Origin of the sequence: Shinella zoogloeoides (assembly GCF_003574625.1) — a bacterium.
In the GTDB taxonomy this organism is placed as follows: domain Bacteria; phylum Pseudomonadota; class Alphaproteobacteria; order Rhizobiales; family Rhizobiaceae; genus Shinella; species Shinella zoogloeoides_A.
Genome location: NZ_QNUJ01000002.1, coordinates 495,583 through 510,851, shown reverse-complemented (window position 1 = coordinate 510,851; position 15,269 = coordinate 495,583). Strand labels below are relative to the sequence as shown.

The window sequence follows — 15,269 nt, the reverse complement described above, 5'->3', positions numbered from 1 at the left end:
GGCGGCAATACGGCGCGGCGGTGCGCGACGGATTGCTCACGCCTCGTGGACGGGAAAAGCCCAATCGAGGCGGATGAAGGCCGTATATCGGCGAAGGCTCAGGTCAAACATGTCTGCTCCCTTCCAGGCATCCCCGCCCGGCTGATTGGATCGTGTTCGACGGCAGGTCTCCTGGCTCGCGGATATCTGTCGATCACCTGCCTTCCCGCGACATCCGCAGTGGCATGGCCCTTGGCCCGGAAAAGGCCTTGCCGGCCCTTCCCGTGATGATCGGCAATCCGCTTACAGTTGCGGGGGCAGCCACGGTCTTGGTCCCTGTTGGGTCGTCCGCACCGTGTTCCCTATTAATCCCGTCGGAGCCTTCCTCCGGGAACCGTCGGGCTCAATTAGGACGCCGGTCCGCGCGGCGTCAAGTGGCGTCCTGCCCGATCCCGATCCCGGGTCTCAGGCGACCTTCGCCTCGTGCCAGACCACATGCCCGTTCCCGACGTCCCTGCGGATGGAGAGGGGCGGGGCATAGTCGAGCGGCTTGACGGGGCTGGGCAGCTCGCCCTCGTTCGGGATGAAAAGGCGGCGTTCGCGGTCGGCGTCGGCAATGGGCACCGCATCCATCAGCTTGCGCGTATAGTCGTGCTGCGGGTTCTCGAACACCTGGGCGCGCGTGCCCATCTCGACGAAGCGGCCGGCATACATCACCGCGACGCGATGGCTGATCTGTTCCACCACCGCCATGTCGTGGCTGATGAACAGGTAGGAGATGCCGGTCTCGTTCTGGATGTCCTGCAACAGGTCGAGCACCTGCGCCTGGATGGAGACGTCGAGCGCCGCGACGCTCTCGTCGGCGACGATCAGCTTCGGCGACAGCGACAGGGCGCGGGCGATGCAGATGCGCTGGCGCTGGCCGCCGGAAAATTCGTGCGGATAGCGCCGCATCTGCTCGGCGGACAGGCCGACGCGGCGGAAGAGATATTCGACGCGGTCCTTCAACTCGCTGCCGGCGGCGAGGCCGTGGATGACGAGCGGCTCGGCGACGAGGTCGCCCACCCGCATGCGCGGGTCGAGCGAAGCATAGGGATCCTGGAAGATCATCTGGATATCGCGCAGCACCGGCCGCATGGCCGCGCGGCTGAGCCCTCGCGTGCTTTTTCCGCCGATACGGATGCCGCCGCTCCACGGAACGAGGTTGAGCAGCGCCTTCCCGGTCGTGGATTTGCCGCAGCCGGATTCGCCGACGAGCGACAGCGTCTCGCCGCGCCCGACGGTGAAGGACACGCCCTCCACCGCATGGACGCGCCGCACCGGCCGCTGCAGGATGCCGCCCTTGATGTCGAAACGGACGACGAGATCGTCGACTTCGAGCACGGGTGCTGCCTTCTCCGCCTCTTCCTCCGCCCTGGCCTGCGCGGGCGCGCGCTTGGGCCTGTCCGTCCCGGTCATCTCGCCGAGCCGCGGCACGGCGGCGAGCAGCTTGCGCGTATAGTCGTCCTTCGGATGGTGGAAGACCTCGCGCAGCGGGCCGTGCTCCACGTCCTTGCCCTTGTTCATCACCAGCACATGGTCGGCCATTTCCGCCACCACGCCCATGTCGTGGGTGATGAGGATCACGGAGACGCCGTTTTCGGCCTGGAGCTTGCGGATGAGGGCGAGGATCTGCGCCTGCACGGTGACGTCGAGCGCGGTGGTCGGCTCGTCCGCGATCAGGATTTCCGGCTTCTGCGCGAGCGCCATCGCGATCATCACGCGCTGGCGCATGCCGCCCGACAGTTCATGCGGATATTGCAACAGGCGGCGCGCGGCATCGGAAATCTGGACCTCGTCGAGCAGTTCCTTGCAGCGCTGCGCCATCGCCGCGCCCGAAAGACCCGACCTCGACCCGACGGCCTCGGCCAATTGCCGCCCGATGGTCAGGACGGGATTGAGCGAGGTCATCGGCTCCTGGAAGATCATGCCGATATGGCGGCCGCGCACGCCGCGCATCTGTCCTTCGTCGAGTTTCAGGATATCGCGGCCGTTCATGATCGCCGAGCCGCCGGCCACGCGCGCGAGGTTCTTCGGCAGCAATTGCATCAGCGACAGCACGGTCATCGACTTGCCCGAGCCGCTTTCCCCCGCGATGCACAGCGTTTCTCCGCGTTTGAGGTCGAAGGATAGCCGGTCGACGACGGTGCGCGCACCGTCGGGCGTTGCGACCTGCGTCACCAGATCCCTGACCTGCAAGAGCGGAGAAGCCGTATTCATGTCCATGCTTTCTGGATTGTGGGAGGGGCGGCCGGAGCCGCCCCCCGCATGCCTATTCGAAGACCGAGCGCGGGAAGTAGAAGGATACGACCCAGTTCGGCTGGTCGACGATCTCGCTGATGCGCAGGTCGCCGCAGACCGAGCAGAGCATGTAGGCGTCCACCGGGTTGAGGTTCTGCGTCTGGCAGAGGAGGTCGATCATGTTGGAGAGGGCCGCCTTCGCGCCGTCCCACAGGTCCGGGCCGATGCCGGTGGTGACCTCGTAGCCCTTGGCATCGAGATGACGGGTCACGGGGCCGGGCGTGGTGAAGCGCGGCATCTTCAGCGGCGTGTCCCGGATGAGGTCGAGCGTCAGCGCGACGTTCATCTGGCTTTCGATCGCCGTGCCGCAGACCTCGCCGTCACCCTGCGCGGCATGCGTGTCGCCGATGGAGAACAGCGCGCCCTCCACCTCGACCGGCAGGTAGAGCGTGGTCCCGGCGGCGATGTCCCGGATGTCGAGATTGCCGCCGACGCGCCGCGGCGGCACGACGGAATGCAGGCCCTTCTCGGCCGGCGCGACGCCGATGGTGCCGGCAAACGGCTTCAGCGGCACGCGGGCATGCTGGCCGAACAGCGCCGGCTCCAGCGTTGAGGGATTGTAGTTCCACAGCGCCAGCGCCGGCTCCTTGAAGTCGTCGGCGAGCAGGCCGAAACCGGGAATGTTGGCCGTCCAGCCGAAACCCGAGGGCTCGAACTGATGGATGGTGACCTTCAGCACGTCGCCGGGCCTGGCCCCATCCACGAAGATGGGGCCGCTGACCGGATTGACCCTGGAGAAATCCATCGTCGACACGTCCGCGACCGTGCTGCCGGGATGATAGTGCCCGGCGCCGCTGTCGAGGCATTCGAATTTCAGCGTCGAGCCCGGAGCCACCGTCTCTGCCGGCTGGAACGAATTGTCCCAGCCGAAGTGATGATGCCGGCCATGGATGGTGTACTGGCAGTTATTGCACATCTTTTGCATAGACCTCGTCGTAATTGACCGGGATGTGAACGGGATCGACGAAGATCGCATCCGGGCCGCCGAGGCGCTCGGAGCGCACGGAGAAGCGTTCCTCGTTGAAGATCGGTGCCCAGGGCGCGTCGTCCATGATCTTCAGGTAGATGTCGCGCCACAGCGCCTCGCGCTCCGCCTTCTTGGCGGGGTCGACCATCGAGTCGGCTTCCTGCGCCTTCTTGTCGAGCTCCTCGTTGCAGTACCACGACCAGTTCCAGCCGCCCTGGACCGCGCCGCCGCAGCCGAGGATCGGACCGTAGAAGTTGGACGGGTCCGGGAAGTCGGCGATCCAGCCCATGCCGCCGGACCAGACCATCGGTGCGCCGTCCGGCTCGCCGCCGGCCGCGATGACATTGGCCTGCGCCAGCGACTTGATCGACGCCTTGATGCCGATGGCGGCGAGGTCCTGCTGGATGGCCTGTGCGATGCGCGGCTGCGGGTCGGTGTTGGCGACGAACAGCTCGGTCTCGAAGCCATCCGGAACGCCGGCCTCGGCAAGCAGCGCCTTGGCCTTTTCCGGATCGTAGGGATAGCCCTTGTAGTCTTCCGCATAGCCCGGCATGGAGCGCGGCAGCGGCTGGTTGGCCGGCAGGGCGCGGCCGTTGATGATGCGGACGATGCGGTCCTTGTTGATGGCCATGTTGACGGCCTGGCGCACCTTCACATTGTCGAACGGCTTGATCTTCACGTTCATGGTGACGTAGCCGGTATGCAGCTGGCCGCCCTGGATGATCAGCTCCTTGAGCTTCGGATCCTGCGTCGCCTCGATGAACTTGGCCGGCGGAATGCCGTCGCCGGGAATGTCGATCTCGCCGTTCTGCAGGCGCAACAGCGCGACGACCGGCTCCTGGCCGACCTCGAAGGTGATCTGGTCGAGCTTGGGCAGTTCGGGATTGTAGTAGTCCTTGAAGCGCTCGAAGACGATGCGCTGGCCGAGCGTCCATTCGGCCATCTTGAAGGCGCCGGAGCCGACCGGATGCTTGCCGAAGTCGGCGCCGTATTTCTCGACCTCCTCCTTCGGGACCACATGGGCGAAGTTCAGCGCCAGCACATGCAGGAAGGTCGCGTCGGGACGGCTCAGCTCGAACTTGATCGTGTAGGGATCGGTCACGGTGATGCCGGAAAGATGGTCTGCCTTGCCGGCGGACGCTTCCTCGAAGCCGGCGATGGAGCCGAAGAAGCCGGCGCCGGGGCTCTGCGTCGCCGGGTTCACCACGCGCTCGATGGAATACTTGACGTCGTCGGCAGTCAGTTCGCGGCCGTTGTGGAACTTCACGCCCTTGCGCAGGGTGAAGACGAAGGTCTTGCCGTCCTCGGAGATCGTGTAGTCCTCGGCGATTTCCTTGCGCAGGTTGGTGGTGCCCGGCTCGTAGTCCATGAGGCCGTCGAACAGCGACTTGATCATCGACCAGTTCTGCCAGTCGTAGCCGATGGCCGGGTCGAGCGTGGAGACGTCGTCCTTGTAGGTGACGATCATAGAGCCGCCCTGCTTGACGGTTTCGGCCATTGCGCCGAGCGGGGCGGCAAGACCAAGCGCCAGCACGGATGCGGCTGCGAGAAGTGTTTTTTTCATGTCTGTCCCTTTCTCTCTGGAGTGTTTTTTCACCGCAGCTTGATGCGCGGGTCGATCAGCGGAGTGATGAGGTCCGCAAGAAGGTTGCCGAGAACGATGGCGAAGGCGGAAACGATGGTGACGCCCATGATGATGGGAATGTCGACGCGCTGGATGGCCTGCCAGGCGAGCTGGCCGATGCCCGGCCAGCCGAACACGCTTTCCACCACCACGATGCCCGACATGAACAGGCCGATATCGATGCCGATCATGGCGATGATCGGCAGGATGGCATTGGGCATGGCGTGGCGGAAGAGGATCGTCCAGCGGGCGAGGCCCTTGGCGCGGGCGGTGCGGATATAGTCCTGGCGCAGCACGTCGAGGAGCGACGAGCGCATCATGCGCGAATACCAGCCCGCGCCGAGCAGGCCGAGCGTCAGCGACGGCAGGACCATGTGCTGGAACGTGCCGTATCCGCCGATCGGGAACCAGCCGAGCTTCACCGCGAAGACGTAGAGCATCAGGATGCCGATGACGAATTGCGGCGCGGAGACGCCGACGAAGGAGAAGATCATCAGCGCGTTGTCCGTGCGGCTGCCGCGCCTTGTGGCGGCGACGACGCCCATGGTGAGGCCGATGACGAGCTCGCTGACGATCGCCCCGGCCATGAGCAGGAGGCTTGCCGGAAGGCGCGACCAGATGAGCGAGGCGACCTCCGTCTTCTGGAGATAGGAGCGCCCGAGATCGCCCTGCACGAGGCCCTTCAGATAACGCAGATACTGCTCGTAGAAGGGCAGGTTCAGCCCGAGCTGCTCGCGGATGTTCTCCACGGTCTGGGCCGTGGCGCTGCGGCCGGCGATCTGGCGCGCCGGATCGGCCGGCACCAGATAGAGCAGGATGAAGGTCACGAAGCTGATGCCGATCAGGATCATCAGCGTCTGGAGCAGCCGGCGGGCAATATAGGCGGGCATCAGTGGTGTCCCTGCTGGGTCGGGTCGAGCACGTCGCGCAGGGCATCGCCGACCAGGTTGAAGGCCAGCGCCAGCAGCAGGATCGCCGCGCCGGGAATGAAGACCAGCCAGGGCGCGCTGGTGAAATAGGTCTGGTTCTCGAAGATGATGTTGCCCCAGGAAGGGGTCGGCGGCTGCACGCCGATGCCGAGGAAGGACAGCGTCGCCTCCAAGAGCACCGTGGTGGCGATGCCGAGCGTCGCCCAGACGATCATGGTGGAGAAGAGATGCGGCAGGATATGCTTGAGGATGATGCGCGGCGCGCCCGCGCCCATCGCCCGTTCCGCCTCGATGAAGTCGCGCTCGGAGAGCGAGCGGGTCTCGGTATAGAGCACGCGGGCGATCTGCACCCAGTTGACCATGGCGATCACCATGGCGACGATCCACAGGCTCGGCTTGAAGATGGCGGCCAGCACGATGGCGAGCAGGAGGGCCGGAAAAGCCATCATCAGGTCGGTGAAGCGCATCAGCACGGTCTCGACCCAGCCGCGGAAATAGCCGGCGCAGATGCCGACCGCCGAGCCGATCAGGACGGCGATGCCGTTCGCCACCACGCCGATGATCAGCGAGGTCTGCGCGCCGTAGATCAGGCGCGAGAACAGGTCGCGGCCGACGAGGTCGGTGCCGAACCAGAACTTGCCGTCGGGCGGCAGCGGCGCGCCCTCGAGCGTCAGCCCGTCGAAGAACTGCTCGTTCGGATCGAAGGGCACGATCCACGGCGCAAAGAGCGCCGCAACGATGGTCAGCACGATGACGAAGAGGCCGAATGCTGCCAGCCGCCGGCGCAGGATGCGGGCGAACACGCCGCGCTCGGCCTTTTTCCGGTTGCCGGGAAGGGTATCAAGCGCGCTCACGGTCGGGTCCTGCCTGCTGTTCGTTCAGGAAGCGCCGCGCCATGGCCTCGACGCTGACGCGCTCGGTCATCGCGGCAAGGCGCAGCTTCTGGTAGGCCTGCCTGGGGGACATGTTTTCCGCCAGCATCAGGATCGCGGTCGCCTGCGCCACCGCCTCGCGCTGGTCGAGGCTGTCGCGCAGCGCGCCGATCTCCGTCGCCAATGCATGCCGCCGATGGAAATTGTGCATGGCGATGACCAGCGCGCTGTAGACGCCGGCGCTGCCGATCGGCTTGATGAGCTGCGCATCCGCGCCCTGCCGCAGCGCCCAGTCGATGCGCCCGGGCGCTTCGGAACCGATCAGCGCCACGGTCGGCACCGGCGCCTGCTGCGGCTGCCAGGGGAACTGGCCGTCATAGCCCATGTCCACATCGAAGAAGACGATGTTGAAGGGGGAGATGTCGGCATTCTCCGGCACGTCCGGCCAGCACTCCACGGCCTCGACGCCGATGCGCTGCAATTGCTGCGTGATGGCGTCAACATTGGCGTGGCGGCGGTGGACGATCAGCGCCGTCCAGTTTTCGAAGGCGCCCCAGGAGGGGAAGGCGAGGGATCGGTCGGTCTTGGTCATTTGACGAGCCTCAGGAAGCCGGGCTGCTGGCCCTCGTTCATGCTGGACTTCAGATGGGTCCGGGCCATGAAGGGGTCCGGCTGGATGGCGCTTTCCGCCAGATGCACGATATCGAACCCGCCGTCATGGCGCGCCCGCCCGATATGGGCGGGCAGGGCGATGTGGTTGGTGCGGGCGTCGACGATGATATCGCCGAGCGGCGTGCTTGTCGCATGCGTCTTGCAGGAGGCAAGCACCGGCTCGATGGCGTCCGTGCCGGCGCGGGCGATCCCGTCCGCGATCAGCAGGATGCTCGAATAGCTCTGGGCGAAGAAGGCCGAGATTCCGCTGCCGGAGGCGTCCCCTTGCGCCTTTTCGAGAAAGGCCCGGTTCGCCTCCCCGGGAAGCGACCGGAAATAGCAGCTCACGGTGAAGTTTCCTTCCGCGTCCCCGCCCACTCTTTCCAGTTCGCTTTCGTAGAAATTGCAGCTGAGCACCGGCCGCGCGGTGGCGCGGAAATCGGGGTCCCGCCGGCCGAGGTCGGCATAGGCCTTCAGGAAGGCATAGGAGGATTCGCCGATCAGGTTGTTGAGGATGAAATCCGGCCTCCTGGCCTCGATCTCGCGGATGAGATGGCCGATATCCGTGTCGCCGATGGCGACGGCGCGTTCGCTGAGCACTTCGCCGTCGGCCGCATGCAGCATCTCGCGCGCGAGCCGGTTGGTTTCCCAGCCCCAGATATAATTCGAACCGAGCAGGATCGCCCGCTTGCCGAAACGCGGCATGATGAAGTCGATCAGCGGGACCAGATGCTGGTTGGCGCAGGCCGCGATATAGACGACGCGATCGCTCGCCTCGAAGCCTTCGTAGACGCAAGGGTACCACAGCACCGCATCGCGCTTCTCGACGATCGGAATGACCTCCTTGCGGCTCCACGACGTCGTGCATCCGACGACATGGCGCACGCCATGGCCGGTGACGAGATCGTCGCACAGCGCCGCATAGCGGTCGATATTGCCGCCCGGATCGGCGGAGACGGGCTTCAGCGCGAACGGCAGGTCCTGCGCATTGACGGCCTCTATCGCGGCGATCGCGCCGCGATAGCCCTCGTATCCCAGCCGCCCGTAGGGACCGGACTGGGAGAACAGCACTCCCACGGAGATGATCTTCTTGCCGCTCGCGACCATGCCTGGAAACCAAACAAAAAAGCCCCGCCGGAACGATCGGTTCCGGAGGGGCCCAAGTGCCAATTAGAATTTTCCGGAAATTACCGAGTTCGGGGCGGATTTGTCAACTTGTTTCCGCCGGCCGCTGCTTTGGGGAATTTCCTTGCGTGCGTGTCGCAGGCGCCGCGGCGCTTTCCTTATGAGGGCATTGGAACTTCTAATTTTCCAGAACCCGTGAAGGTTCCTACCCTGATCCCCGTCAAACAGCGCGTTGGCGCGGAGAAGGAGCTTCACATGAACATGTTTGCGCGGGGGATGCCCAACCAGCTTCTGCGGCTGCAGGAGATGCACAATGGCAAGAAGGTACAGCCGACCTTCTCGGCGGGCGAGATGGAGCGGCGGCAGAATGCGATGCGCCGCATTCTGGAGGAACTGAAGCTCGATGCGGCGATCCTGACCTCGTATCATAACATCTGCTACTTCTCCGATTTCCTCTATTGCTCCTTCGGCCGGCGCTACGCCTTCGTCATCACGCCGGAAAAGGCCACCTCCGTTTCCGCCGGCATCGATGCCGGCCAGCCCTGGCGCCGCACCTTCGGCGACAACGTCACCTATACGGACTGGCAGCGCGACAACTTCTTCCATGCCCTGCAGACGCTCCTGCCGAAGGCTTCGCGTATCGGCATCGAGTTCGACCAGGTCGATCTCGAGCTGCGCCGCCTGCTGGAAGAGGCCTTCCCGAATGTCGAATTCGTCGACATCGGTTCGCCGACCATGTGGCTGCGCACGATCAAGTCGGACGAGGAGATCGCCCTCATCAAGGAAGGCGCAAGGACCGCCGACATCGGCGGGGCCGCCGTCGCGAAGGCGGTGCGCGAGGGCGTGCCGGAATACGAGGTGGCGCTCGCCGGCACGCAGGCCATGGTCCGCCATATCGCGAGCCGCTTCCCCCATGCCGAGCTGATGGACACCTGGGTCTGGTTCCAGTCGGGCATCAACACCGACGGGGCGCACAATCCGGTGACCTCGCGCCGCGTCGAGAAGGGCGACATCCTTTCGCTCAACTGCTTCCCGATGATCGCCGGCTACTATACGGCGCTGGAGCGCACGCTGTTCCTCGACCATGCCAGCGACGAGCACCTGCGCATCTGGGAGATCAACTGCGCGGTGCACCGTCGCGGCCTCGAACTGCTCAAGCCCGGCGCGCGCTGCGGCGACGTGGCGGCGGAGCTCAACGAGATCTATCGCGATCACGGCCTGCTGGGCTACCGCTCCTTCGGCTACGGCCATTCCTTCGGCGTGCTCTCGCACTATTACGGCCGCGAGGCGGGCGTGGAGCTGCGCGAGGACATCAACACGGTGCTCCAGCCGGGCATGGTGGTCTCCATGGAGCCGATGCTGACCATTCCGGACGGCATGCCGGGAGCCGGCGGCTACCGCGAGCACGACATCCTGGTCATGACCGAAACCGGCAGCGAGAACATCACGGGCTTCCCCTTCGGTCCGGAGCATAATATCCTCCCCGCCTGACCCGTCCGCGGGCAACTTGGAACGGGCCGTCCGATCGGCCCGTTTCCTTTTGGAAGCGGTGCCGCCCCGTGAGAAATATCCCGACCGACCTTCTTCGCACCTTCCTGGCGGTCATCGACCTGCGCAGCCACACGCGCGCCGCCGAACAGCTCGGCCGCACCCAGCCGGCCATCAGCCTTCAGATGAAGAAGCTGCAGGAACTGCTCAACGTTTCCCTCTTCGCCAAGGATGCCAGCGCCCAGCCGACCGAGGCGGGCGAGCTGGTGGCGAGCTATGCCCGGCAGATGCTGGCGCTGAACGACGAGATGGTGCTGCGCCTGTCGCGGCGCGACCAGCACGGCAAGATCCGCCTCGGCATTCCCAACGACTATGCCGATCATTTCCTGCCGAAGCTGATGCCGCGCCTTGCCCGCAGCGGCCACGACTTCCGCTTCGAGGTGGTCTGCGACCTCTCCCATGTCCTCCTGCAGGGCCTGCGCAACGGTCTCTACGACCTTGTCGTCGCGATGACGCCGGACGGGCCGGCGGAAGGCGCGTTCATGACCTGGAAGGAGCCGCTCGCCTGGGTCGGCGACAGCCCGACCTCGCTCGTCACCGACGGCGGCGGCAACCTGCGCATCGTCTGCTATCCGGAAGGCTGTCTCTACCGGCGGGCGATGCTGACGGCGTTGCAGCGCGACGGGCGCGGCTACGATCTCGTCTATACCAGCCCCAGCCTTTCCGGCCTCGAGGCGGCGGTCGGCTCCGGCTTCGGCAACACGGTCCTCGCCCGCCGCATCCTGCCGTCGAAGCTTGCAACGCTCGACGACGCCCTTGGCCTGCCAAGGCTTACGGACGTCGTCGTCGGCATCTATCTGAGCTCGGACCGCAAGCGCTCCGCGGTGGCGGAGAGTTTTGCGGCGCATTTCGCCGATGCGTTTCTCGCCGAGACGCGGGACGGCTGACGGAAAAACCCGCCGCGATCAGGCCCGTCGTACCCGGCGGATGAGGCTCAAGGCCAAGAACAGCGCGATGGAGACGGTGGTGAGCAGGCTCGCCGCCGCCATGATCGTCGGGTTGATCTGGTCGCGGATGCCCGAGAACATCTGCACCGGCAGGGTGCGCTGTTCGGCGCCCGTCAGGAAGAGGGCCACGATCACCTCATCGAAGGAGACGGCGAAGGCGAGCAGCGCGCCGGAGACGATGCCGGGCAGGATCAGCGGCAGCGTGACGGCGAAGAAGACGCTGACGGGCCCCGCGCCGAGGCTCGCGCCGGCCCGCGAGAGGTTGGCGTCATAGGTGGAAAGGGCCGACAGCACCGTGACGACGACGAAGGGGATGGAGAGCGCCGCATGGGCGAGCACCAGCCCGGTGCGCGTATTGGTAAGCCCCAATGAACCGAAGAACATGTAGGCCCCGACGGCGACGATGACGACGGGCATGATCATCGGCGAGATCATCAGCGCCATGACCGCCTTTCGCGCCGGGAAACCGGGCCGGCTGATGCCGAGGGCGGCGAGTGTGCCGAGCAGCGTGGCGAGCGCCGTGCTGCAGGCGGCCGCGACGAGGCTGTTGAAGAGGCTCTGCGTCCAGCGCGCGTTCTCGAAGAAATCCGCATACCAGCGCCAGGAATAGTCCTGGATCGGGAAGGTGAAGAACGGATCCTTCGAGACGGAAAGCGGGAAGACGACGAAGAGCGGCCCGATCAGTAAGACGAGCACGGCGAAGGCGAAGGCGACGACGGCGATGCGGCAGAGCCGTTCGCCGCGAGTTGCGTAAGCGGGAAGCCACATTGTTCTCATCCGAGCTTGATGCGCTCCGCGCCGACGAGGCGCAGGAACAGGAGGTAGATGGAAAGCGTCATGACGAGGAGCAGGCAGGCGAGCGCGGCGGCCATGCCCCAGTTCAAGTCGCGGTTGATGTAGGTGGCGATGAAGTTGGACATCATCTGGTCGCGCGGGCCGCCGACGAGGGCCGGCGTGATGTAGTAGCCGAGCGACAGGATGAAGGTCATCAGGCAACCGGCGGCAACGCCCGGCAGCGTCTGGGGCGCATAGACCCGCCAGAAGGCGAAGAAGGGCGGTGCGCCGAGCGAGCGCGCGGCCCGCATCTGCCCTTCCGGAATGGACTTCATGACGCTGAGGATCGGCAGGATCGTGAAGGGAAGCTGGATATGCGTCATCGCCGTGACGGTGCCGAAGCGGGTCAGCATGAGCTGGAGCTTTTCCGTGGTGAGGCCGAGCGCCAGAAGGATCTGGTTGATCACCCCGTCCGTCTGCAGCAGCACGACCCAGGCGGTGGTGCGCACCAGAAGCGACGTCCAGAGCGGCAGCAGCACGAGGAGCAGCAGGAATCCGGCGATGCGCGACGGCGCCAGCGAGATGACATAGGCCGTGGGAAAGCCGAGGACGAGCGTCGCGGCGGTCACGAGGGCCGCGATCCAGAGCGTGCGCCCGAGAATGTCGAGGAACACCGCCTGGCTTTCCTCCACCCGCTCGATGCCGCCGGAGGCGTCCTGCGCGAGGTCGACGGATGTCAGCAGGTAATAGGGCGTGACGGCGCTGCCGTTGCGCTTGATGATCGCCCAGAGGTCGGGACTGGCCCAGACCGGATCGAGCGCCGTAAATTGCGGGGCGAGGGCGCCATCCTTGAGATTGCCGAGATGGCGGACCACGGACATGATGCGGCTGCGCATGCCGGCGCTTTCGTAGTTCAGCCGCTTGCCGAGCGATGCGGCGGTGTTGTCCTCCTTCGCGCGGGCAAGGTCGGCGGCAAGCGCGGCGAAGGCCTCTTCGCCCGGCGTGGCGCTCCCGTCCCAGCCGTCGAGCGCGGCGACGGTCTGCGGCAGGACGCTGCGGACCTCCGGGTTGCGCACGGCGGTGGTGAGGAAGAGGCCGATCGGGGCGGCGAAGGTGACGACGAGGAAGAGGAGCGCCGGCAGCGCGAGCGCGAAGGCGCGAAGGCGGTTCGGCCGCTCGGCCCGGCGCAGGGCCGCGCCGAGGCTGCCCGACGTGGGCGGAATGGCAAGGGACATGGTCTCGGTCATGGCTACCTCGTCAGCGTTCGGCAATCGGCGGCGAAACAGGCCATGCCGATGCGACTTCCCGGCAGGATCGCTGCGCCCTCGGCGGCCGGCACGGAAGCAACGATGCGCTCGCTGCCGAAGGCCTCCAGCGTCAGCCGCACCCGGTCTCCGAGGAAGGTCCTGTCGAGGACGCGGGCGGGGATACGGTTTTCGGCGGTTTTTCGGTCAGGACCGTCGAGGCCCAGCCGCTCGGGGCGGAGCGAGACCGTGAGGTCCGCGCGCGCCTGGCCGGACGGCCCGGTCGTGAGGAGCCGCGTTCCGTCCGGCATCCGCACGACGCCGAAACCGTTCTCCGTCCCGGCGAATTCGCAGGCGAGCGTGTTGTTGTCGCCGATGAAGCCGGCGACGAAGCGGTTTTCCGGCCGGTCGTAGAGCGTCATCGGGTCGGAGAGTTGCTGGATGCGGCCCTCGTGGAAGACCGCGATGCGGTCCGACATGGTGAGCGCTTCCGACTGGTCGTGCGTCACATAGACCATGGTTATGCCGAGCTGCTGCTGGATCCGCCTGATCTCGACCTGCATGTGCTCGCGCAATTGCTTGTCGAGCGCGCCGAGCGGCTCGTCCATCAGGATGAGCTTCGGCTTGAACACCATGGCGCGGGCGAGCGCGACGCGCTGCTGCTGCCCGCCGGAAAGCTGCGCCGGGCGGCGTTCGCCAAGGCCGGTGAGCTTGACCATGGAAAGCGCTTCCTCGACCCGGCGCTTTGCCTCCGCTCCCCTGATGCCGCGATAGCGCAGCGGGAAGCCGACATTCTCGGCCACCGTCATATGCGGGAAGAGCGCATAGTTCTGGAAGACGAAGCCGATGTCGCGGCGCTCCGGCGGCAAGCGCTCCACGGCCTGCCCTTCGAGCAGGATGCGCCCGCTCGTCGGCTGCTCGAAGCCGCCGAGCATCATCAGCGTCGTCGTCTTGCCGGAGCCGGAAGGACCGAGCATGGTGAGGAATTCGCCGCGCCGCACCGCAAGGTTCAGGTCCTCTACGACGAGCGTGCGCCCGTCATAGGTCTTCTGCACGCGCTCGAAAGCGACCATGGTCTCGCTGGCTGTCGTGATCGGCGGCGCCTCGTCGAGGCGCCCCCTTTCCATCGTCATCGTGTTCATCCGCGCGCTCCTCAGTTGGAAAGCCAGGTGGTGAAGCGCTTGCGGATCTCGTCGCCATGGTCCGCCCAGAAGGCGTTGTCGAGCGTCAGGGAGGTCGTCAGGTTCTGCGGGCTGGTCGGCAGGTTCCTGGCATCGTCGGAGGCCACCTCCGCGGCGGCCGTCGTGCGCACGGGGCCGTAGGGAATGTATTTCGCGATGCCGGCCAGCACCTTCGGCTCGACGGCGAAATGGATGAAGGCGAGCGAGCCCTCCATGTCCTTCGCGCCCTTCGGGATGACCCAGTAGTTGGAATCGAGGATCTGGTTGTCCCAGACGATGCCGAAATGGCGGCCTTCCTTGTTGGCGTTGAAGATGCGCCCGTTCCACGCCGTCGTCATGGTCACCTCGCCCGAGGCGAGGAGCTGCGGGGCCTGCGCGCCCGCCTCCCACCAGACGATCTCCTTCTTGATCGTGTCGAGCTTGGCGAAGGCGCGGTCGAGGCCTTCTGGCGTGGCGAGCGTCGCATAGACGTCCTGCGGGGCGACGCCGTCGGCCAGCAGCGCGAATTCCAGATTGGTCGCTGGGTTCTTCCACAGGCCGCGCTTGCCGGGGAAATTCGCAAGGTCGAAGAGATCGGCCAGCTTCGTCGGCGGCTTGGCGAGCTTGTCCTCGTCATAGGAAAGGATCGTCGCATAGACGATCGTGCCGACGCCGCAGTCCGATGTCGTGCCGGCGAGCCAGTCCGATTTCGGCCCGATCTTCTCCCAGTCGATCGTTTCGAAAATGCCCTCGTCGCAGCCCTGGAGCAGCGTCGGGGCGTCGACGTCGACGACGTCGATGGTCGTGTTGCCGCTGTCGATCATCGCCTTGATCTTGGCGATCTCGCCGCCGTATTCCTGCTCGGAGACGGGCCTTCCGGTCTCCTCGGCATAGGCGGTGAACACCGCCTTTCTCTGGGCTTCCTGATAGGCGCCGCCGAAACTCATGACGGAAAGCGGCTCGGCGGCCATCGTCGTGCCGAGCGCGAGGCCATAGGCAAGCGTCGTCGCTGCCAGGAACATGCGTGTTCTGAACATGGAAATTCCTCTCTGGAGACAGATCTGATGTACCCGTCACAGCGCCCGTCTTGTTTGCGGGCTATGGGGAAA

At 65.8% G+C, this 15,269-nt stretch carries 13 protein-coding genes and 1 riboswitch; of the genes, 2 read left to right on the top strand and 11 right to left on the bottom strand.

The window, feature by feature from the left end:
* Positions 1–144: 144 nt before the first annotated feature.
* Positions 145–393: riboswitch (cobalamin riboswitch) on the bottom strand.
* 51 nt (positions 394–444) lie between these two features.
* The 7 genes from DSD28_RS05850 to DSD28_RS05820 are packed head-to-tail and all read right to left on the bottom strand — an operon-like array spanning position 445 to position 8,469.
* Positions 445–2,238 carry an ABC transporter ATP-binding protein gene (locus tag DSD28_RS05850; protein WP_119255483.1) on the bottom strand — a complete coding sequence of 598 codons (1,794 nt, stop codon included), beginning with the start codon at positions 2,236–2,238 and terminating at the stop codon, positions 445–447.
* Between the two features lie 52 nt (positions 2,239–2,290).
* Positions 2,291–3,235 (bottom strand): acetamidase/formamidase family protein, encoded by a 945-nt coding sequence (locus DSD28_RS05845; RefSeq protein WP_119255398.1) that lies wholly within the window; start codon positions 3,233–3,235, stop codon positions 2,291–2,293.
* Positions 3,225–4,850 carry an ABC transporter substrate-binding protein gene (locus DSD28_RS05840; RefSeq protein WP_119255397.1) on the bottom strand — a complete coding sequence of 542 codons (1,626 nt, stop codon included), beginning with the start codon at positions 4,848–4,850 and terminating at the stop codon, positions 3,225–3,227. Before DSD28_RS05840 ends, DSD28_RS05845 begins: the two co-directional genes overlap by 11 nt.
* A 29-nt stretch (positions 4,851–4,879) precedes the next feature.
* Positions 4,880–5,800 (bottom strand): ABC transporter permease, encoded by a 921-nt coding sequence (locus DSD28_RS05835; RefSeq protein WP_119255396.1) that lies wholly within the window; start codon positions 5,798–5,800, stop codon positions 4,880–4,882.
* The gene (locus DSD28_RS05830) at positions 5,800–6,693 is read right to left on the bottom strand and encodes an ABC transporter permease (protein WP_162911267.1); all 894 of its coding nucleotides are present in this window, start codon (positions 6,691–6,693) and stop codon (positions 5,800–5,802) included. Before DSD28_RS05830 ends, DSD28_RS05835 begins: the two co-directional genes overlap by 1 nt.
* Positions 6,680–7,303: an ANTAR domain-containing response regulator gene (locus DSD28_RS05825; RefSeq protein ID WP_119255395.1), complete on the bottom strand. Its 624-nt coding sequence runs from the start codon at positions 7,301–7,303 to the stop codon at positions 6,680–6,682. Before DSD28_RS05825 ends, DSD28_RS05830 begins: the two co-directional genes overlap by 14 nt.
* Positions 7,300–8,469, bottom strand: coding sequence for a transporter substrate-binding domain-containing protein (locus tag DSD28_RS05820; protein ID WP_119255394.1), 1,170 nt, complete (start codon positions 8,467–8,469; stop codon positions 7,300–7,302). The genes DSD28_RS05825 and DSD28_RS05820 overlap by 4 nt, the downstream gene beginning before the upstream one ends.
* Positions 8,470–8,763: 294 nt before the next feature.
* On the opposite strand from DSD28_RS05820, the gene DSD28_RS05815 reads away from it, so the two are divergent.
* Together DSD28_RS05815 and DSD28_RS05810 are read left to right on the top strand one after the other, a co-directional pair.
* A complete protein-coding gene (locus tag DSD28_RS05815; RefSeq protein WP_119255481.1) occupies positions 8,764–9,978 on the top strand; it encodes a M24 family metallopeptidase in 1,215 nt (404 codons plus the stop codon).
* 68 nt (positions 9,979–10,046) lie between these two features.
* Complete coding sequence (locus DSD28_RS05810) at positions 10,047–10,922, top strand: LysR family transcriptional regulator (RefSeq protein ID WP_119255393.1); 876 nt, start codon at positions 10,047–10,049, stop codon at positions 10,920–10,922.
* Between the two features lie 18 nt (positions 10,923–10,940).
* On the opposite strand, the gene DSD28_RS05805 is transcribed toward DSD28_RS05810, so the two are convergent.
* The 4 genes from DSD28_RS05805 to DSD28_RS05790 are packed head-to-tail and all read right to left on the bottom strand — an operon-like array spanning position 10,941 to position 15,197.
* Positions 10,941–11,750 (bottom strand): ABC transporter permease, encoded by an 810-nt coding sequence (locus tag DSD28_RS05805; protein ID WP_119255392.1) that lies wholly within the window; start codon positions 11,748–11,750, stop codon positions 10,941–10,943.
* A gap of 5 nt (positions 11,751–11,755) precedes the next feature.
* The gene (locus DSD28_RS05800) at positions 11,756–13,003 is read right to left on the bottom strand and encodes an ABC transporter permease (protein WP_119255391.1); all 1,248 of its coding nucleotides are present in this window, start codon (positions 13,001–13,003) and stop codon (positions 11,756–11,758) included.
* A 2-nt stretch (positions 13,004–13,005) separates the two neighbouring features.
* Positions 13,006–14,142 (bottom strand): ABC transporter ATP-binding protein, encoded by a 1,137-nt coding sequence (locus DSD28_RS05795; protein ID WP_119255390.1) that lies wholly within the window; start codon positions 14,140–14,142, stop codon positions 13,006–13,008.
* Positions 14,143–14,153: 11 nt separating this feature from the next.
* On the bottom strand, positions 14,154–15,197 hold the full coding sequence (locus tag DSD28_RS05790; protein WP_119255389.1) for an ABC transporter substrate-binding protein: 1,044 nt from the start codon (positions 15,195–15,197) through the stop codon (positions 14,154–14,156).
* Positions 15,198–15,269: the final 72 nt, after the last annotated feature.

Excerpts from the sequence above, each read along its gene's own strand:
- DSD28_RS05805 (WP_119255392.1), bottom strand. The coding sequence starts at position 11,750 with ATGTGGCTTCCCGCTTACGCAACTCGCGGCGAACGGCTCTGCCGCATC.
- DSD28_RS05845 (WP_119255398.1), bottom strand. The coding sequence starts at position 3,235 with ATGTGCAATAACTGCCAGTACACCATCCATGGCCGGCATCATCACTTC.
- DSD28_RS05825 (WP_119255395.1), bottom strand. The coding sequence starts at position 7,303 with ATGACCAAGACCGACCGATCCCTCGCCTTCCCCTCCTGGGGCGCCTTC.
- DSD28_RS05850 (WP_119255483.1), bottom strand. The coding sequence starts at position 2,238 with ATGAATACGGCTTCTCCGCTCTTGCAGGTCAGGGATCTGGTGACGCAG.
- DSD28_RS05820 (WP_119255394.1), bottom strand. The coding sequence starts at position 8,469 with ATGGTCGCGAGCGGCAAGAAGATCATCTCCGTGGGAGTGCTGTTCTCC.
- DSD28_RS05815 (WP_119255481.1), top strand. The coding sequence starts at position 8,764 with ATGCCCAACCAGCTTCTGCGGCTGCAGGAGATGCACAATGGCAAGAAG.
- DSD28_RS05840 (WP_119255397.1), bottom strand. The coding sequence starts at position 4,850 with ATGAAAAAAACACTTCTCGCAGCCGCATCCGTGCTGGCGCTTGGTCTT.
- DSD28_RS05800 (WP_119255391.1), bottom strand. The coding sequence starts at position 13,003 with ATGACCGAGACCATGTCCCTTGCCATTCCGCCCACGTCGGGCAGCCTC.
- DSD28_RS05835 (WP_119255396.1), bottom strand. The coding sequence starts at position 5,800 with ATGCCCGCCTATATTGCCCGCCGGCTGCTCCAGACGCTGATGATCCTG.
- DSD28_RS05790 (WP_119255389.1), bottom strand. The coding sequence starts at position 15,197 with ATGTTCAGAACACGCATGTTCCTGGCAGCGACGACGCTTGCCTATGGC.
- DSD28_RS05795 (WP_119255390.1), bottom strand. The coding sequence starts at position 14,142 with ATGAACACGATGACGATGGAAAGGGGGCGCCTCGACGAGGCGCCGCCG.